Here is a 17523-nt window from a genome sequence, read left to right on the forward strand (position 1 = left end):
TAAAAATGGAAGAATTACTTATAGGAACTGCCCGAGTATTGGGTTCGCTTATTCGTTGGCTCATGTTTGAACTCATTTTAAATAGCGTTGTTTATCATATTGGGTATGCGGGATTGTATATTCTGACGCTAGGTAAACGGCCTCATCGACCGGTATCACCAGAGATGAAAGGGCGAGTTCTTCTGTTTGGTATTGTGTTGTGTCTGTTGGTTTTTGCCTTACTTATATGGTTGCACTCTTAATGAGAGCCAGTAGGTAACAAGACAGAGATAGCTAGAAAAATAGAAAAGGCTCATCAGATGATGAGCCTTTAACCTATTAGGACGCCTTATCCATTGGCGGAGGGGTTTTGACCTCCTTTGATGGTGCTTCCTCTTCTGAAGCATCAGTGAAGATCTCTGCTACGGCGCTGCGTTCTAGCTCACCTTGCAGGTTACCTTCGTCATCAACCACTGGGAGTGAGTAATCGCATGACATGGTGTCAGGCAGAACTTGTTCAATAACCGTGTCTGGAGAGACAACAGGTACTTCCTCGTAAATCTCGTCATCCAACTCTTGCGCACCGTCAGTCTTCGCTGCGTCCAATAAGCTTTCTTTGGTGACAACACCTTGATAGCCTTCGTCGGTCACGTGGTAGGCATAATCTTGCTTCACACGCTTCATTTCGATGAGGGCTTCCTCGATAGTTGTTGCTGCAATGCGGTACGCTGGTGGCTGCATTACGGTTTCAACTGTGAGCGCGCGGGCACGGTTCACGTCTTTAACAAACGCCTCTACATACTCATCAGCAGGATGAAGCAGAATTTCGTCTGGAGAACCTTGCTGTACTAACTCGCCGTCCTTCAAGATCGCAATGCGATCGCCTAAACGAAGTGCTTCGTCCAAATCATGAGTAATGAAGATGATGGTTTTGTGCAGCTTCTCTTGCAGTTCGATAAGCTGATCTTGCATTTCACTTCGGATCAAAGGATCGAGAGCGGAGAAAGCTTCGTCCATCAATAGGATCTCTGCATCGGTTGCTAATGCGCGCGCTAGCCCCACACGTTGTTGCTGACCACCAGAGAGCTGGGCTGGATATTGGTTCTCGTAGCCTTTTAAACCAACGGTTTCTAACCACTCGTTCGCTTTTGCAAGGCGCTCATCTTTCTTGAAGCCTTGAATTTCAAGGCCATAAGCAACGTTGTCTACGACAGTGCGGTGAGGGAGCAGGCCAAAGCGTTGAAATACCATTGACATTTTGTGACGACGAAATTCTTCCAACTCTTTTGGTGAAAGTTTCATCACATCGACACCTTCAACCAAAATCTGCCCCATCGTTGGGTCAATCAAGCGGTTGAAGTGGCGAATCATTGTCGATTTACCAGAGCCAGATAGACCCATGATGACAAAAATTTCGCCTTTATTGATTTGTAGATTGATGTCTTTCAATCCGACAGTATGACCCGTATCAGCAAGTATTTGGTCTTTGCTTTGTCCCTGTTTCACACGATCAATGACGGTTTGTGGTTTCGGGCCGAAGATCTTATACAGGCCGCTGATTTCGATAAGAGGCTTAGTCATGTTTCAGATCTCCTAAATGCGCTTGAGTTCGTTTCGCGTAGGCTTGTGATGCACGGTCGAATAAAATTGCCAATGCCACAATGGCCAAGCCGTTTAACAAACCAAGTGTAAAATATTGGTTGGTAATCGACTTCAATACAGGCTGACCTAAGCCTTTTACGCCAATCATCGAAGCGATAACGACCATAGAAAGCGCCATCATAATAGTTTGGTTAATGCCCGCCATGATGGTTGGCATTGCCAGTGGGAGTTGAACTCCAACCAAGCGTTGTTTCTTGCTCGCGCCAAAAGCGGTGGCGGCTTCAAGCACTTCTTTGTCTACAAGCCGGATACCAAGGTTGGTAAGGCGAATGACAGGCGGTATCGCATAGATGACCACCGCAATCAATCCCGGAATTTTACCGATACCAAGCAGCATAACGACTGGAATCAGATAGACAAAGGCTGGCATGGTTTGCATTACGTCCAGCAGTGGTGTTACGACGGATTGCACTCGGTTAGAGCGGGCCATCGCAATACCAATGGGGATGCCAAGGGCAATGGCGAGCATAGTACACACAGTAATGATGCTGAGTGTTCGCATGGTGTCTTCCCACATGCCGAAATAGCCAATGAGCAAGAGAGAGCCAAAGCACGCGACACCAAGTTTCCAAGATCGACTTGCTGCATAAACTAATGCGGTGCAGACGGCGAGAATGATCACCCAAGGGGTAGAGATAAGCAGTTTTTCGAACCAAACGAGGAATGAGAGTAATGGGTCGAAGAAGGATTCAATAAGGTCGCCATATTCACGAGAAAAATCACGGTAGGCACCATCGAGCGTTTTACGGATGGCTCTAAGATCGGAGCGATCCATCTCTGGAAATTCGCTCAGCCAGTTCGAGTCAGACATGTTTACTTCCTTTTCTTACCGAGGCTCTATTGAGCCTCGGCATACAACAAATGCGGTATTCCTATACCGTTTACGAAACGTCTAAGTCTTACAGTGCGCCTTGCACTTTTTTAGCTACGTCTTGAGGAACCCATGCGGTCCAGATTTGTGGGTAGTTTTCTAGGAAATGGAACATAGTTTCTTCACCGTCAGCTTGATTGTCTTCCATCCAAGCCAATAGCTGGTTCATGTCCGCATTCGTAAAGCCACGCTTAGAGAAATAGTTATAAGCCTCAGGAGAACGTGAAGCGAACTCTTCTGTAGTAATGGTATGAACAGGTGAAGGTGGGTACATGGTTGGTTTTGGTGCATCACATTCAGGTTGAGTTGTACAGTTCACAAACTCTTCTAAATCGACGCCGCTACCGAAATCGACTTTCACCATGTCGTATTTCCCTAACACAGCCGTCGGCGCCCAGTAGTAGCCAAACCACGCTTGTTCACGTTCGTAAGCTTTTGCGATAGAACCGGATAGGCCAGCGCTTGAACCTGGGTCGATAATGTCAAAACCGGCACTTGCAAGATCCATCGCTCTGTATAAGTTACCCGCACTGATTTGGCAGTTCCAGCCCGCAGGACAACTGTAGAAAGCAGACTTACTTTTATCTTCTGGGTGAGAGAACAGCTTAGCGTGTTTCTTCACACCTTCGATGGTTTTCATTTCAGGGTATTGTTTAACCAGATAAGCAGGAATCCAGAATCCTTCTTCACCGCCATCAACTAGAGCTTTGCCGGCATAACGAAGGCGCTTTTCTTCCACACCTTTATCTAACGCATCTTTGAGACTGTTACTCCAAAGCTCAGGAGCAACGTCTGGTTGGCCTTTTTCGATCATTGAGGTGCCGGTTGGCATGGTGTCGCCAGGGATGAGTTCGGCATCACAGCCGTAGCCGTGCTCAAGAATAAAACGGTCCACGTTAGCAATCAGTGTCGCAGAGTTCCAGTTCATGTCTGCGATGGTAACCGTTCCACACTCACTTGCGTTTGCGTTGGTCGCTGCTAGCGCACCAATCGCTAGTAGTAAGGGAGTTTTGTACGTCATATTGAGTTTCCTTTCTCTAAATAGCCTACTTAGGGTAACTAATTAATCATTAGTGTTCAAACTAATGTATTAGATGAATTATAGTTTCAATTGTTAATTGGTGTGAATGTGTTCGTGAGAATTAGATGAAAATAGCCACATAAATTAAAGGTTTTTCTGATGTGAAGTGCGATGAATCGTATGGTGGTTTGTAATGCTGAGCGCTAATTTGTTAGATGTCTAAAGAATATTTCGCTTAAGCGTCGATTTTTGCAAACTAAGATATTGGCATATGCTAAAAACTGTAATTGGCATATGCCATAAATAGGCGTAATGTGAAGGCGTTATGTAGAGAGGTTGTCATGGCGAGACCAAAAATAGAAAGACGCATATGTGGACGTGCTGCACACCATTGTTTTAAACCCAATGGAGTTCCATTTTATGAACTCGAAAAAGTCGATATTTTGCCAGAAGAATTGGAAGCGTTGCGTTTGTCTGATTTTGAAGGATTAAGCCAACAGCAAGCGGCCGAGCAAATGGGCGTCTCTCGCCAAACCTTCGGAAATACGGTGAAAAGCGCACGTTTTAAAGTTGCGAAAAGCCTAGTTGAGGGTCATGCATTAGTTTTTCCTGACCAGGAGTCAAACTCATGATTTATGCCATTCCAAACGACGGCGAACGCGTCGCCAGCCATTTTGTCAAAGCACCGTATATTGCGATTTACTCAGATTCCGACGGTTTACTAAAGAACTTAGCAAACATCGCTTCTATGCCTCAAGCTGGCTGCAAAGCGAAGTCTCAGCTTATTCAATCCTTGCATGAGTACAAAGTCGACGCGGTCTTGGTTCGCAATATTGGTGAACGCGCTTTAGGCAAGTTACTAAGTAGTGGTAAGCAAGTGTTTAAGTTGTCTACTCGCAGTTCACTTGATGATGTTTTAGGAGTACCACGTTCACCTCTCACGGTTGCCACGCAGGGTCGACCTTCAACCAATCACGCCAAAAAAGACAGTTGTAGAGGTTGTAGCAGTAAAAGCAAAGAAGTGCCTTCGTTATTACTCAATCCCAAACCTCAATCAAAAAAAGCACTCATGGCGCTGCGTCCGGCTAAGCTTAAAGCATTGGTTTCTTCTTACGTGAAAGAGGTGAAGTAATGGTTTGGCTATTCACTTTTTTAGGTTTCCTAACCATCATTTTGTTGATGTCACTGGGCGTGATCTTTCACAACAAACGTATTCAAGGCAGTTGCGGTGGCTTGAATAACGTGGGTGTGGATAAGGTCTGTAACTGCGAAATTACATGTGCTGAGAGCGAACGCCGTTTATATCAGATCCAAGAACCACGCTCGAAACGCTAGCGCTTGGCTCAAAGTTCGACGGCTTCACGTCATTTTAGTTATGAGCGTCTAATCCATTCAATGTATTTGCTAGCTTGTGTGTTGTCCGTGCAAACCAGTATTGAGCGAATTATGGAAATGAAATTAGATTAATATTGTCTAGAAGATCAAATTTTCGCTGGTCGATTTTTGCGCATTTTTTGTTCGCATCTACGCTTTAAGTTCGTCTTAATAAAGGAGAACCAAAATGGCTGTAATGAAACAGGATATTCCAAATCGCGTGACGGTTTACCATGACAATGTCGATCAGGAAAAAGAGTTGAAAAACGCGATGTTGCCAGAGAAACCTCGCTACTTTAACGGTTCTCCAACTTATCAGGCCGAAAGTGTGGAAGCGTTCGAAAGCAAGCTCAGCCAGATAGGTTTGTCACTTGATAAGTAATTTGATTAGTAATGAGAACGCCCTCTAGATTGAGGGCGTTTTTGTTGAAACCAGTGCTAACTTAACTTTACTGCGTTGCTTCGTCGCACACTTGTTTTTGTATGGCTGGCGGCGCTGGTTCGTAATGGCTGAGCGTCATATTGAAACTGCCTTCACCCCCAGTTATTGAGCGCAATCGTCGAGCATAATCTTGCAGTTCGTTAATTGGAGATTTTGCTCTTAGCATGGTGAAGTTCGCATCGATAGGCTCAGTACCCTCAATCAAGCCTCGGTTCCCTGAAAGATCGCCAGACACATCACCGACATTCGATGTCGGAATATGCAGTTCCATTTGAACAATCGGTTCCAATACAATTGGTCCGGCATTATTGATGGCATCTAAAAAGGCTTTTTTACCGGCGATCACAAAGGCGATCTCTTTTGAATCAACCGAGTGGTATTTACCATCGTAAACCGTTACCTCGACATCTTTGATTGGATTGCCAGAAATAGCTCCTTCTTCAAGAGCTTGTACAATGCCTTTTTCTACCGCAGGGATAAGTGAGGTTGGAATCGCTCCACCGACCACTTTATTCACAAACTTAAAGCCAGTTCCCCGTTCTAGGGGGCGCACTTTCAACTGCACTTCACCAAACTGACCAGCTCCGCCACTTTGTTTCTTATGGCGGTAATGTCCTTCAGCAGGCTTAGTAATGGTTTCAAAATACTCGACACTTGGTTGGCTGGTTTCCACTTCCAGTTTGTAAACAGAAGACATTTTCTCAAGCGCTACTTTGAGGTGGAATTCTCCCTGTCCACTAATGATGGTCTCGTTGGTGCGTGCGCGATGTTCAATTCTAAGCGATGGGTCTTCACTGGCGATTTTATTCAGCACATCTCCAAGCTTTTGTTCGTCGCCACGCTTAACGGGTTTTAGGCACAGCGAGTACATTGAATCAGGGAAGTTGAGGGTTTTAAGTTGCACGCCATCTTCTTCATGGGAGTCATGCACAATGGCATCAAACTCGAGCTCATCCACTTTGGCTAACACACAGAAATCACCCGCCAGCGCTTTAGGGATTTCACTACGGTCTTTGCCTTGCAATTGGTATAGGTGTCCGACTTTAAATGCTTTGTTGTTTTCGCCTATGTAGAGTTGAGAACCGGCATTTATTTCGCCTTGATAGACGCGCAAATAGGCTAACTTACCCATGTAAGGATCGACGCTGATTTTGTATACATGCGCGACGCTGCGTTCGAGTGCTTCACAATTTACTTTGACCTTTTTGCCATTTTTTTCAAGCAGTGGTGGGTTACCTTCATTTGGCATCGGCATGATTTCTGCCAACGTTCTTAAGAGCAGTTCGACGCCTGCGCCCGTTTCAGAAGAAACAAAACAAATTGGGATGACGTGGCCTGTTCTTAACGCTTCCTCAAATGGGTCGTGCAGTTGTTCTGCTGTCAGTTCTGAGCCTTGTTCGAGATAGAGTTCCATTAAGGCTTCATCGACCTCAATAACCTGATCAATCAGAGTTTCGTGAGCATCTTCAACTCGTGAAAGCAAAGTGTCACGTTCTAATTCTGGCTCAAAATAACAGTCGACCACGGATTTGGCATCGGCTGAAGGTAAGTTGATTGGTAAACAGTTATCGCCAAAATGCTCAATGATGTTTTCCATCACGGCTTCAAGCTTATTACCGTGATTGTCTAGCTTGTTGATGATGATCATCTGGCATTTTTGTTGCTGTTTCGCGAAGGTAAATAAGCGATCAGCTGTTTGGTTGATGGGCATTTGAGGGTCGATGATCAACGCTGAAGTTTCCACGGCAGGGAATACGCTGAGCGTGCGTCCGAGTAATTCGTTCTGTCCCGGAGTGTCGATGAGATTAAGGCGATGTTTATTCCAACTTAGGGCGACTGGGGTGGCTTCGATACTGTGTTGATATTGGATGGATTGTTGGTCGAAATCGGTCACCGTATCGCCTTTTTCTACACAACCTAAATGGTTGGTAGCTTGGCAGGCGTAGAGCAGTTTTTCTATCAGTGTGGTTTTGCCGGTACCCGTTTGACCGACAAAGGCGACGTTGCGGATCTTATTGATAGGCATAGAGCCTCCTTGCAAATGACGTGAGAAACCGAGTGAGCCTTTAGCGGCCAATCAACGGTTCCAAAGCAAACCTGATATCAGGCACGAACTGCATTGGAGTAGGGCGGGTTTACCGCCTTTTCGTCTTCCATGTCATTTTTCGGATGACTCTATACATACAACCACCACCTTGCTGAAAAAGCGCATTAGAGGTTACTACGGTATTAGCATGCCGTAATAACCCCGTAATTTATGTGACTTATTTCATGCTGACGGTGATTGTTTTTTAATCTAGGTCATGAAATGGGTGATGGGGTGATCACTGATCCTTTACAGGACGATTTCACCTTCTCGATATACCAAAGCAGGCTCAACATCTTGACCCAGTAAAACCGGACCATCTAAGTCGACCACTTTCGATTGAACAGCGATAGGTAGTGCTGCTCGCATCGCCAATGAAGTGCCTAGCATGCAACCAGACATCAAGGTAAAGCCAAGGCGTTTCGCTTCTTCTGCAAGCAGTAGGGCTTCGGTTAGACCACCCGTCTTGTCGAGCTTGATGTTGACCATCTCGTATTTGCCTACCAATTCATGCAATTGTTGGCGCGTATGGCAACTTTCATCGGCACAAAGTGGAATAGGGTGCGAAATGTCTTTTAGCTTGTCATCGTCATTCGATGGCAAAGGTTGCTCAATCATTGCGATATTCAATGGCGCTAGCGCGGCAAAGGTGGCGTCTAAATCCAGTTCTTGCCATGCTTCGTTCGCATCCAGCACGATCATCGCATCGCCTGCCGCTTCACGAACAGCGCGTACACGCTCAATCACTTGTTCGCCATCGAGCTTCACTTTAAGTAGTTTTGCGCCTTGTTTGATGTAGTTACGAGTCTGGTTTGCCATCGCTTCTGGCGTGTTAATCGACACGGTCATCGCAGTGACAATCGATGCTGGCAGTTCAAATAAATCTTGAGTGTGTTGCTTGCCCGCTAGCTTAGCTTGTAAGTTCCACATCGCGCAGTCGAGTGCATTACGTGCCGCACCACCAGGGAGAAGGGTTTGCAGCTTTTCTCTGAGGGAGACTATGTTCGCGTCACCTTTGGCAAATAAACCTTGTAGTTCATGAGCGGCTTGAGAAATGGCTTTGATCACCGATTCCACCGACTCGCCGTAACGGGGGTAAGGCGTACACTCACCTTTGGCACTGATGCCACTCTGCTCTATGGTTACTCGCACCACGTGACATTCGGTTCGACTGCCACGGGAGATCCGAAAAGGCGTCGCCATTGCAATGGTGACCGGCTCTACATGAATATTCATCGCGTCTACAATCCTTAAATCGCAATAATGTGTTGAGCAATTTGCTCTACGCCAAAACGCACAGGATCGGTAACAGGGACTTGGTATTTCTCAGTCCAGTCTTGGCAAAGCTGTGCGGCATCATCTTCACTGATTGCGCAAGTATTCAAGCAGATTCCGACAAGACGTGTGTCAGAGTTTGTTAAACGTGCGGCTTGCAAATTGGCTTCAATGGTTTGTTCGATGCTTGGTAATTTTGCATGAGGAAGGTTGCGAATGTGCGGGCGACCGATCTCGTGACACAATACCAAAGCGTCTGCTTGAGCACCGTGAAGCAAGCCTAAACTCACACCAGCAAAAGAGGGATTGAATAGTGAACCTTGCCCTTCAATAATGTCCCATTCATGGTCTGTAAACTCAGGGCTAATGGCTTCCACCGCACCAGAGATAAAGTCCGCGACAACCGCATCAATCGAAATACCACTGCCCGCGACTAAGATGCCTGTTTGACCTGTGGCCTTGAACTCAGCTTTACAACCAGATTGCTGTAAGGCTTTCTCAATAGCGAGGGCTGAGAACATTTTGCCAACCGAGCAATCGGTGCCAACCGTTAGTAAGCGTTTACCTGAGCGCGTCTTACCATTGCCCACTTTCAACGGTTCATCGTAATGGCGTACATCGTGTAACTTGGTTAAGTCACGTTGCTGTAAGTCATTCAAAGGCGCAAATTCAGAAAGACGTTGATGCATACCCGAGGCAATTTCAAAACCCATTTCCGCCGCTTCCAGTAACGTCGCCTGCCATGATTCAGGAATAACACCACCAGGGTTTGCGGTACCGATGACAAGCGTTTTTGCGCCTTGCTGCTGAGCCTGTTGCAGCGTCATGTCGGTTAAACCTAATGAAACGGTTTCTGATGTAAGACGAAGCTGCCCTAAGCAAATTTCAGGACGCCATTGATGAATGCCTCGCGCGGTTTTTGCGGCGAGTGGGTCGGTGACGTCGCCGAGAAATAGCAAGTAAGGTTGAGCGATTTGCATGATGGTTCCCTCTGTCATTCAATATGTTTTCAAACAATGTAGCCAGTTTGAAGAGGGAAGCCGAATGCCTATTTGTTGTGCGCCTATAACTTGAAGTTATGGACAAAGGTAAGCACTAAATTACTGATTCACCTGATGCTTTACGGAATCAATAAATAGCTTGGTAGAAATGGACTGTGGGGTGTGCTCGGCAAATAATATAGACACTGAAAACGACAATGTAGGAGAGAGTGAGCGCACGCTGACTGCTTCATCATGCTGATATTGTTTTGCGGTCCAAGGATCAACAATGGCGAAACCCGCGTGGTGTTTGACTAACTCTGCCGCAGCAGCGTAACTGCGCACCGTAATTGGATGTTGGTAGTGTTCGTCGCGAGCGGTTAAGGTTTGGTGCAGCAATAAACCAAGCGGGTCACGACTGTCCAAGCCGATGATTGGCAATTCGTGCTGAATCAAATCATCAAACGAAATGGTGTCGTTGTCCGAATTGAGCGCTTCTTTTGGTGCAATTAGAACAAGTTGTTGCTTAAGTAAAACCTCACTCAAAATCGCGGGAGGGGCTTCTTCGCCAAAGGCAATCGCCACATCCAATTCGTGCTTAAGCAAGCCTGAACATAGCTCATCACGGTTTGCCGTTAGTAGTTCAAACGAGATACTTTGTTGCTTGGAAAGAGTGGCAACGGTTGGAGCAAGCAATTGGGAAGCCAATACGGGGGGAGCTCCAACTCTCAAGTGTTGAGTGCCTTGTTTCACCTTATTGGTGAGCGAGCGAAATTGGCCGAGTTGTTGGTAGACCTTCTCTGCGTCTGGTAACAGTGCTTTGGCTTCTTGCGTTGGCACCAAGCGACCTTTGACGCGTTCGAATAAAGCAAAGCTAAGTTGCTGTTCCGTATGCGCAAGCACCCGAGTGACGTTTGGTTGAGAGACATGTAACAAACGTGCAGCGCCAGAGACTGTTCCGGTTTGCATGATGGCATAGAAGACTTCCAGTTGTCTTAAGTTCACTGCGCTTTCCTTTGCGTTTATTGAGCAAGATGAGAATCTCTAATTTACTTCATTAAGGATTGCATCTCTATATGGATGTGCGGTTCTGGTTTGTGAGAGGAAATCATATCGCACCAAACATCGTTGAAATGATTGTATTTTCTTCATTTTTGTCTGCTTGAATATGTTAACGTGGTGTAACTTTGAACCTCAAGCATACTTGAGGTAAAGCGCTTTTAGAAAAAGGATGAAGAGATGGAAATCAGTGTTGGTGAAGTGGCAAAGCGTTCTGGCGTTAAGGTATCTGCATTGCACTTTTACGAGCAAAAGGGGTTAATTTCAAGTTGGCGGAATCAAGGAAATCAACGCCGTTATCATCGTAGTGTGCTACGTCGTGTAGCGGTCATTAAAGCCGCGCAGCAGGTGGGCTTGTCATTAGAAGAGATAAAGCGAGCACTTGAAGAATTACCTAAGCACCAAGCACCGAACAAAGTTCAATGGGAAACTATGGCAAGCCATTGGCATGAGCAACTAGAGCAGAAAATTCAGAAACTCAAGGCATTGCAAAGTGACTTAGGTAGCTGTATTGGCTGTGGTTGTTTGTCATTAGAAACTTGTGCATTAAGAAACCCGGAAGACGTATTAGGGAAAGATCATGCAGGGTCGAATTTGACGCTAGATGAAGAAGGGTGAACGCCTTCTCCACCTGCACACTTTAAGATTTGAATGTGGATTATTGTTCTGCGGCTGAGTACAGCAAGCGTTCGAATCGTTCATGGCCATGAAGAAGTTCAAGGTCTTGCTCTTCCGCTAGCAGATCTCGAATTGATGGGCTGGTGTCTATCGCACGTTCAAGATCTTCAATCGCTTGTTCTTCTATCCCTAAGCGAGAGTATGCACAAGCACGTTGATACAATGCTGGGCCGTTGGTGTCATCGACTTCAAGTACGCGGTTACAAAGGCTCAATGCCCAGTGGTACTCTTTGATTTCCATTGCTGCGTCTGCTTTGTATGTAAGTGCTTCTAAATCTCCAGGTCGAACTAGTAAGATCTCATCGTAAATATCGATACGCTGCTCAGGTGTTTGTGAGCTTTGTGCACGCAACCATAAGTTGTGGATTTCGTTGATTTTCTCAATCTCTTTGTTGTTCTCACTGATGATACGCGTTTTGCGTTTTAAATCGCGTTCTAATTCTAGGAATTTTTTCTCATATTCTTGAGCAATTTTTTCGAGGCGTTTGTCCGCCATTTCTGTGGTGTTGTTCTTAAATTCGCGAAGAGATTGCCAACCAACAAAGGCGATCAAAGAAGCGACACCAGCAATGATGTAGAAGAAGTAAGTGACCGTTACGTTGGCGTAGTTCAACGATTTGTCCGCGACAGTCAGTTCACGATCGGTGATTTCGACGATCATTCGTCGCTCCAGATCTTGTTGTTCCTGACGCAGTGATTTCAGTTCATCGAGGATGTAGCGTTCCATCAATGGTCTGTCTAGCATCTCGGACTCTGAGTATTTTTCTTCTGATGCAAGAGTTGGAAAGGAGAGCAGAGCAGCGAAGAAGATGCCGATGAATAAGCGCATAGAACGTCCTTTTGCGTCGAGAATGGATGGATCTCTGAAACCATAGCAAATACAGACTAGGTTTAGCAAAAATCAGATGAAAAATGCTTGTTTTATAAAGTGTTCTGATGGGCTCATATCTTGTTCTTTTGATCATGAATGGATACTCTTTCCGGTTAGTAAAGCGATGGAAAAGCAGAACCAAGGAACAGAAGTATGGATGCCAAAGCACAAGCTTATCTTACCCATTATATGGAGACGCTCTCTGAACAAGCGCAAGCAGCGATTCCCTCAGTAAGCGCTGATTATTATTGTGCTGACGAGTACAACGCCAATACTTGTGCTGAGCTGGTTAGAATTGGCCAGAAAACGGCCTCTTGTAGTATGGAGCTCTGGTACAGCGAACACGGAGAGGTGATGCCTCAAGTCGGGCACTTACAAGTGGTGACCAATTGGGACGACGAACCTGTTTGTATTATTCAAATTACAGACGTCAGTACCTGCCGATATTCGGACGTGAGTGAAGAATTTGCCCAAGCTGAAGGGGAAGGTGATCGCACGATAGCTTGGTGGCGAGAAGCGCACACTAAATTCTTTAAAGCGGAATGTGAGGAGCTTGGCATCGAGTGGCACGATCAACGTTTATTGGTGCTTGAGCATTTTAGAGTTGTTTACCCTATATCCAAGTAACCCAATTAAAAAGGTTTGGCGCGTTGCCAAGCCTTTTCACTAAATATGATGATTTACGCCAATTGTTCTTGGCTATAGAGTTGTTGGAGCAGCGCTTGCCATTCTTCTCTTAATACGCCGTATTTGATGGAGTCGTAGTACTCGCCTTGGTAGTAACGTACTTTACGAATCCGGGCTTCCTGTTGCATGCCAAGCTTTTCTGCGCAACGCATCATTCTTGGGTTACCAGACCACGTTGTTAAACCAACTCGTGCTATGTCTTGGGTTTCGAATATATGGCTAATCCAAGGTACTAGCGCACAAAACCCCAACCCTTTGTCCCAAGAGTTTGAATCGTAAATGACGATGCCAGCTTCAAGCCAGCGAGTGCTCTCACATTCCCAATACCAACTCACTGAACCAACGGGCTTACCTTCGAACTCAATCAATAACATGTCTTCACCTTTCAGTAGGCGTTGAAAGGTGTGGTTACGAAAGCCTTCTAATGTCGGTGTTTGATAAGGGAAGTAAGGACCGTTGAATTGCGCCCAGCGTTCATCCTCAGTGATGAGCTTATAGAGCGCTTTGGCTTCTTCCGGAACGGCTCGTCTTAATGTGACGCCTTGGAAATGGTACATAACACTCCTTTTAGTACGAATAAGAGTAACGAATTAACGTTTGACCGCAATGACGCTGAACATATGCCAATGTTTAGCATTACCTAGGGCTGTGCTGCCATCTTCATCCCGCTCATGGAAGTGGAGAATGTCATACCCTTCAAACAATGCTTTGACTTGGTCTTTGGTGAATGCACTGATGTCTGGATGCGTTTTTGCTTTGACCCAAGAGTCTTTAATGCCCAGTAAATCCCCACAAAAAATACCTCCGGAGACTAATGCCGAGTCGATTCTCTGCCACACGCTTTCAAAGTGCTCACTAGGGCAGAAGAACAAACTCGCACTGGCAATGAACAAGCTGCATGACGGGTAATGAAAGTCACTAAAGCAAGACTGCGATATGGAAAAGTTAGGATTGCCTTCGAAACGCGTCAAGCAAGTTTCCACCGCATCTTGATGAGTGTCAAACGCGTAAACGGTAAAGCCTTGATTGAGGAGATAGTTGGAATCTCGACCGGTACCGCATCCTGCATCAATGGCGATTTTGTTGTTGAGCTTAAGCAGGTTGGCGGCACGTTCTACGTTTGGTCGGTGAGGTTGGCTCGCAACCTTTTGATAGTAATCGTTCCATGTTACTGACATTGAGATTCCTTTCTTATGTGTAAAAAACGCTACTCAGTGTTGAATAGCGTTTTGATTTAGATTTGTTGACTTCGTCTTTCGTTGGGAAGCTAAAGCTGGTCTTCGATTGGTAGAATGCCCGAGAACCAAGCGCCCATTTTTCTCCACACGCTGGCTTCTGGCTCTGAATCAAATTCTTCGCCTGTTGCTTGATCAATCCATGCGATATCGCCATCTTTGACGATGAGTTGATAGGCATTTTCTTTCAACTGCTCTGGTAAAACGGTTTGTTGTTTTTGCACGTACTCTGGTTGCTCTATAACTACGCCCATCTCTGTATTGAGCTCAGCCGAACGCGGATCCCAGTTCATCGAACCTACAAACAAGGTTTTCCCATCGATCATCATGGCTTTGGCGTGCAGACTCGCTCGGCTGCTACCGGTTAAGCTCCATTTGCTTTTGATTTTCGCGCTGGCTTTTACTTCCCATAGTTTAATGCCCGCTTTAACTAAATCTTCTCGGTACTTGGCGTACCAACCGTGCACAGCGAACACATCGTTTGATGCCAAGCTATTCGTCACGATGGTGATATCTATCCCTCGTTTTGCTGCATCAGTCAGAGCTTTTGTTCCGGATTCTGTTGGCACAAAGTAAGGGGAAATCAGGACAAAAGAATCTTCAACGCTATCAAGGAGTTCACCTAAGTTTGCGACCAGTTGGCTTTCTTGAGTGGCAATCTTATCGGGTAAATCGAACCACACTTGGCCTTGTCCCCAATACAGTTTCAGTTTGCCTTGTTGGAGCTCCTCGTACAGGTCTAACTCTTTGAAGTTATAGGGACCAGTAGAAAACTTCTCTTCCAATTTTAGCTTTTTCACTTGCGCTTGAATCGCATCGTCTGCCACTTTTTCAGACTCAGGCACAATCCATTCCATTGGGATGGCATAGAGACTATTCCAATACAAATCGAATTGGTCCGCAGTTTGCGTCACTGCCTCGCCATAAAGCATCAAATCGAAATCACCAAACTCGACATTGGACTCGAAAGAGAAGTATTCATTGCCAATGTTTCTGCCGCCGACAATGGCAGACACACTATCGGAAATCAAAGCCTTGTTGTGCATGCGACGATTAAGGCGGTCAAAGTCACTTGCCAATGCAAATACACGCGCATCTCGATATTGGTGTGGGTTAAACAATCGGATTTCGATGTTTGGGTGAGCGTTCAACTCTGCCATTCCTGCATCATTTCGCTTTTGCATGTCATCTAGAAGTAGGCGAACGCGTACGCCACGTTGTGCTGCTTCATACAAACGCCACGTCATTAGTTGACTGGTCTCGTCACTGCGATAGATGTAGTACTGCAAATCTAGGCTTTTTTCGGCAGATTCAATCAGTGCGATTCGAGCTAATAGCGCGTCGTTTCCCTGATTAAGAGGGTAAAAGCCAGTATCTGAGTTAGGGTCTTTGTCGTAACTTTCAAAGAACTCTGCCAACGATGAGTCGCTTTGATATCCGAACTGAAAACTGGTGGATTTCTCACTTGGATCTCTTGGCTGAATTGAGGAACAAGCCGAGACAAGTACAAGCATTGAACCGAGTAAGGCTTTAGAGAGAGAACGTAGCAATGCACACTTCCTTGTTAATACACAACGTAACTCTTTGATTATATATCAAGCTTTAAATCTGGGTAACGCGAGTGATTGTAGCCAAGTCGCAGATTTCTCAATAAAGCAACCGAATCTGAATGACTCGATATGGTTTTTGGAAAGCATATTATTCGGGCGGACAATATCATGTTTTTTACTTATGTTTTGCTCAGAAATGGTCAATATCACTAATATCTGGTGGTAATTACCAACACTGCACTGAGAGAAATTACCGATTTAACTTAAATTGTTGATATTTAAAGGGTAATCGTTTGGCATGACGATTGCGTATAAACAGTGAGCGTGAGAGGTCGTAACTTGCGGAGATGGTTAAGTTTTTGTTAATTTTATTAACTTGCCATGGATAGTTCTTTTGTGATTGATAATCGCGAAACACAGCAGAAGCACGGCGCTCTTATAAAGTTGTCTATTTCAGATGCAAACACTCACTGTTTGTCCGCGGGGAGTAGGAGATTGGGTTATCGAACGTTCCGTTTGTTAATTCAGCTCTAAGGCGAAGGCCTGACGAGGATGAACAGGAGAATACAAAAATAAAAAAGGATTTTTGATGTTAGCAAAACCAGTATTACGTTGGCTTTTACCCTTCGTCGTAGTTGGTGGTTCTTATGCGGGTTATGCCGCGATTGCCGCTACTGCGCCCGAAAAAGAGTCAATCAAAGACACCATTACTGAACCCACAGTACAAACCTCTTCACTTTTTCCTACCGATCATAAAGTTGTTATCACCAGTCACGGTGAAATGCGTCCATTCGAAAAAACGCACCTAGCAGCGCAAGTTAGCGGCGAAGTGATCAGTTGGCACCCAAATTTTGTGACGGGTGGAATCGTAAAGCGTGGTGAAGTGTTATTCACGATTGAAAGTGATAACTACGAAGCGGCCGTTCTACAAGCAGAAGCGGGCTTGGCAAGTGCACGTGCTGCGTTGATCGAGGAACAAGCCAAAGCGGAAGTCGCAAAACGCCAAGCGAAAAAGTTAAGCGACAAACAAGTCACAGACCTTTACCTACGTAAGCCCCATGTCTTGAGTGCTCAGGCGCAAGTTAAGTCTGCACAAGCAGCGTTGAAGCGAGCTAACCGTGACCTAGAAAACTGTAAAGTGATTGCGCCATACGATGCACTTGTTGTTGAGCGTGATATCGGTGTGGGACAGTTTGTCTCTTCCGGCTCCCGCGTTGCCACTTTGAATAATATCGAAGTGGCAGAGATCCACGTTCCTATCGCTGGTTTTGACAGCGCATTCCTTCCTGAATCTTTGAAAGAGCTACGTGCGACTGTAACGCAACAAGGCATTCTATCGACGACTCGTGAAGGCAAAGTCGTTCGCGATCTCGGCATGATCGACAGCGCGACGCGCATGATCAATATGGTGATTCAAGTTCGTGACCCATATGGTCTAGACAACAATCAGCCACCGATTAAGTTTGGTTCATACGTTGAAGTGAGCTTTACTGGCAAAGAACTCAAGCACATTTATCGTCTCCCTCAGGAACTAGTTAAGAACCGCACCGTTTGGGTCGTGAATGGCGAAAATGAACTGCAACCTAGAACGGTTAACGTACTTCGTGCAGAGGGCGAGTTCCTACTTGTTGGGGAAGGTCTTGAGCAATCAGATAAGCTGGTTCTGACGTTACCTGAGTACCCGCAAAAAGGCATGGCTGTCCAAGTCGCAAAAAAGAATGACGACTCCGAAACCGTCGTACAGTAAGTAGGA

The 17523-nt window shown here is 45.7% G+C and carries 19 protein-coding genes; 8 read left to right on the forward strand and 11 right to left on the reverse strand.

What is annotated here, in order from left to right; translation table 11 throughout:
* The first annotated feature begins 5 nt into the window (after positions 1-5).
* Positions 6-242 carry a hypothetical protein gene (locus VJL_RS06410; protein WP_038876586.1) on the forward strand — a complete coding sequence of 79 codons (237 nt, stop codon included), beginning with the start codon at positions 6-8 and terminating at the stop codon, positions 240-242.
* Between the two features lie 76 nt (positions 243-318).
* Here the strand turns inward: VJL_RS06410 and VJL_RS06415 are convergent, their stop codons facing one another.
* The 3 genes from VJL_RS06415 to VJL_RS06425 form a co-directional block, all read right to left on the reverse strand.
* On the reverse strand, positions 319-1560 hold the full coding sequence (locus VJL_RS06415) for a quaternary amine ABC transporter ATP-binding protein (protein ID WP_038876588.1): 1242 nt from the start codon (positions 1558-1560) through the stop codon (positions 319-321).
* A complete protein-coding gene (locus tag VJL_RS06420) occupies positions 1553-2452 on the reverse strand; it encodes an ABC transporter permease (RefSeq protein WP_038876590.1) in 900 nt (299 codons plus the stop codon). Before VJL_RS06420 ends, VJL_RS06415 begins: the two co-directional genes overlap by 8 nt.
* A gap of 88 nt (positions 2453-2540) precedes the next feature.
* On the reverse strand, positions 2541-3533 hold the full coding sequence (locus VJL_RS06425) for an ABC transporter substrate-binding protein (RefSeq protein ID WP_038864971.1): 993 nt from the start codon (positions 3531-3533) through the stop codon (positions 2541-2543).
* 341 nt (positions 3534-3874) lie between these two features.
* Between VJL_RS06425 and VJL_RS06430 the strand changes: the two genes are divergently transcribed.
* The 4 genes from VJL_RS06430 (at position 3875) to VJL_RS06445 (ending at position 5289) form a co-directional block, all read left to right on the forward strand.
* Positions 3875-4165 (forward strand): DUF134 domain-containing protein, encoded by a 291-nt coding sequence (locus VJL_RS06430; protein ID WP_038876592.1) that lies wholly within the window; start codon positions 3875-3877, stop codon positions 4163-4165.
* Positions 4162-4665, forward strand: a complete 504-nt coding sequence (locus VJL_RS06435) for a NifB/NifX family molybdenum-iron cluster-binding protein (protein WP_038876594.1) — start codon at positions 4162-4164, stop codon at positions 4663-4665. Before VJL_RS06430 ends, VJL_RS06435 begins: the two co-directional genes overlap by 4 nt.
* Positions 4665-4868 carry a (Na+)-NQR maturation NqrM gene (gene nqrM / locus VJL_RS06440; protein WP_038876596.1) on the forward strand — a complete coding sequence of 68 codons (204 nt, stop codon included), beginning with the start codon at positions 4665-4667 and terminating at the stop codon, positions 4866-4868. The genes VJL_RS06435 and nqrM overlap by 1 nt, the downstream gene beginning before the upstream one ends.
* 226 nt (positions 4869-5094) lie before the next feature.
* Positions 5095-5289: a hypothetical protein gene (locus VJL_RS06445; RefSeq protein WP_038876598.1), complete on the forward strand. Its 195-nt coding sequence runs from the start codon at positions 5095-5097 to the stop codon at positions 5287-5289.
* A gap of 67 nt (positions 5290-5356) precedes the next feature.
* On the opposite strand, the gene fusA is transcribed toward VJL_RS06445, so the two are convergent.
* From fusA to VJL_RS06465, 4 genes are all read right to left on the reverse strand, one after another.
* Complete coding sequence (gene fusA, locus VJL_RS06450) at positions 5357-7375, reverse strand: elongation factor G (RefSeq protein WP_038876600.1); 2019 nt, start codon at positions 7373-7375, stop codon at positions 5357-5359.
* Between the two features lie 309 nt (positions 7376-7684).
* Complete coding sequence (dgcA, locus tag VJL_RS06455) at positions 7685-8671, reverse strand: N-acetyl-D-Glu racemase DgcA (RefSeq protein ID WP_038876602.1); 987 nt, start codon at positions 8669-8671, stop codon at positions 7685-7687.
* A 14-nt stretch (positions 8672-8685) separates the two neighbouring features.
* Positions 8686-9690 carry an N-acetyltransferase DgcN gene (dgcN, locus tag VJL_RS06460; protein WP_038876605.1) on the reverse strand — a complete coding sequence of 335 codons (1005 nt, stop codon included), beginning with the start codon at positions 9688-9690 and terminating at the stop codon, positions 8686-8688.
* Positions 9691-9810: 120 nt separating this feature from the next.
* Entirely contained in the window at positions 9811-10695 is an 885-nt protein-coding gene (locus VJL_RS06465; RefSeq protein ID WP_038876608.1) for a LysR family transcriptional regulator, read from the reverse strand.
* A gap of 234 nt (positions 10696-10929) precedes the next feature.
* Between VJL_RS06465 and soxR the strand changes: the two genes are divergently transcribed.
* Positions 10930-11367, forward strand: a complete 438-nt coding sequence (soxR, locus tag VJL_RS06470) for a redox-sensitive transcriptional activator SoxR (protein WP_038876610.1) — start codon at positions 10930-10932, stop codon at positions 11365-11367.
* Positions 11368-11407: 40 nt separating this feature from the next.
* Here the strand turns inward: soxR and VJL_RS06475 are convergent, their stop codons facing one another.
* A complete protein-coding gene (locus VJL_RS06475; protein WP_038876612.1) occupies positions 11408-12256 on the reverse strand; it encodes a tetratricopeptide repeat protein in 849 nt (282 codons plus the stop codon).
* 195 nt (positions 12257-12451) lie between these two features.
* Between VJL_RS06475 and VJL_RS06480 the strand changes: the two genes are divergently transcribed.
* Complete coding sequence (locus tag VJL_RS06480; RefSeq protein WP_038876615.1) at positions 12452-12925, forward strand: ASCH domain-containing protein; 474 nt, start codon at positions 12452-12454, stop codon at positions 12923-12925.
* 53 nt (positions 12926-12978) lie between these two features.
* Here VJL_RS06480 and VJL_RS06485 read toward each other — a convergent pair whose 3' ends face one another.
* The 3 genes from VJL_RS06485 to VJL_RS06495 form a co-directional block, all read right to left on the reverse strand.
* Entirely contained in the window at positions 12979-13542 is a 564-nt protein-coding gene (locus tag VJL_RS06485) for a GNAT family N-acetyltransferase (protein ID WP_038876617.1), read from the reverse strand.
* 33 nt (positions 13543-13575) lie between these two features.
* A complete protein-coding gene (locus VJL_RS06490; protein WP_038876619.1) occupies positions 13576-14163 on the reverse strand; it encodes a class I SAM-dependent methyltransferase in 588 nt (195 codons plus the stop codon).
* A gap of 89 nt (positions 14164-14252) precedes the next feature.
* Positions 14253-15770, reverse strand: a complete 1518-nt coding sequence (locus tag VJL_RS06495; RefSeq protein ID WP_038876621.1) for a phospholipase D family protein — start codon at positions 15768-15770, stop codon at positions 14253-14255.
* A 589-nt stretch (positions 15771-16359) separates the two neighbouring features.
* Between VJL_RS06495 and VJL_RS06500 the strand changes: the two genes are divergently transcribed.
* Complete coding sequence (locus VJL_RS06500; protein WP_009706355.1) at positions 16360-17517, forward strand: efflux RND transporter periplasmic adaptor subunit; 1158 nt, start codon at positions 16360-16362, stop codon at positions 17515-17517.
* The last annotated feature ends 6 nt before the right edge of the window (positions 17518-17523 follow it).

Source organism: Vibrio jasicida CAIM 1864 = LMG 25398 (assembly GCF_000400365.1).
GTDB lineage: Bacteria > Pseudomonadota > Gammaproteobacteria > Enterobacterales > Vibrionaceae > Vibrio > Vibrio jasicida.

Excerpts from the sequence above, each read along its gene's own strand:
- VJL_RS06410 (WP_038876586.1), top strand. The coding sequence starts at position 6 with ATGGAAGAATTACTTATAGGAACTGCCCGAGTATTGGGTTCGCTTATT.
- VJL_RS06415 (WP_038876588.1), bottom strand. The coding sequence starts at position 1,560 with ATGACTAAGCCTCTTATCGAAATCAGCGGCCTGTATAAGATCTTCGGC.
- VJL_RS06420 (WP_038876590.1), bottom strand. The coding sequence starts at position 2,452 with ATGTCTGACTCGAACTGGCTGAGCGAATTTCCAGAGATGGATCGCTCC.
- VJL_RS06425 (WP_038864971.1), bottom strand. The coding sequence starts at position 3,533 with ATGACGTACAAAACTCCCTTACTACTAGCGATTGGTGCGCTAGCAGCG.
- VJL_RS06430 (WP_038876592.1), top strand. The coding sequence starts at position 3,875 with ATGGCGAGACCAAAAATAGAAAGACGCATATGTGGACGTGCTGCACAC.
- VJL_RS06435 (WP_038876594.1), top strand. The coding sequence starts at position 4,162 with ATGATTTATGCCATTCCAAACGACGGCGAACGCGTCGCCAGCCATTTT.
- nqrM (WP_038876596.1), top strand. The coding sequence starts at position 4,665 with ATGGTTTGGCTATTCACTTTTTTAGGTTTCCTAACCATCATTTTGTTG.
- VJL_RS06445 (WP_038876598.1), top strand. The coding sequence starts at position 5,095 with ATGGCTGTAATGAAACAGGATATTCCAAATCGCGTGACGGTTTACCAT.
- fusA (WP_038876600.1), bottom strand. The coding sequence starts at position 7,375 with ATGCCTATCAATAAGATCCGCAACGTCGCCTTTGTCGGTCAAACGGGT.
- dgcA (WP_038876602.1), bottom strand. The coding sequence starts at position 8,671 with ATGAATATTCATGTAGAGCCGGTCACCATTGCAATGGCGACGCCTTTT.
- dgcN (WP_038876605.1), bottom strand. The coding sequence starts at position 9,690 with ATGCAAATCGCTCAACCTTACTTGCTATTTCTCGGCGACGTCACCGAC.
- soxR (WP_038876610.1), top strand. The coding sequence starts at position 10,930 with ATGGAAATCAGTGTTGGTGAAGTGGCAAAGCGTTCTGGCGTTAAGGTA.
- VJL_RS06475 (WP_038876612.1), bottom strand. The coding sequence starts at position 12,256 with ATGCGCTTATTCATCGGCATCTTCTTCGCTGCTCTGCTCTCCTTTCCA.
- VJL_RS06480 (WP_038876615.1), top strand. The coding sequence starts at position 12,452 with ATGGATGCCAAAGCACAAGCTTATCTTACCCATTATATGGAGACGCTC.
- VJL_RS06485 (WP_038876617.1), bottom strand. The coding sequence starts at position 13,542 with ATGTACCATTTCCAAGGCGTCACATTAAGACGAGCCGTTCCGGAAGAA.
- VJL_RS06490 (WP_038876619.1), bottom strand. The coding sequence starts at position 14,163 with ATGTCAGTAACATGGAACGATTACTATCAAAAGGTTGCGAGCCAACCT.
- VJL_RS06500 (WP_009706355.1), top strand. The coding sequence starts at position 16,360 with ATGTTAGCAAAACCAGTATTACGTTGGCTTTTACCCTTCGTCGTAGTT.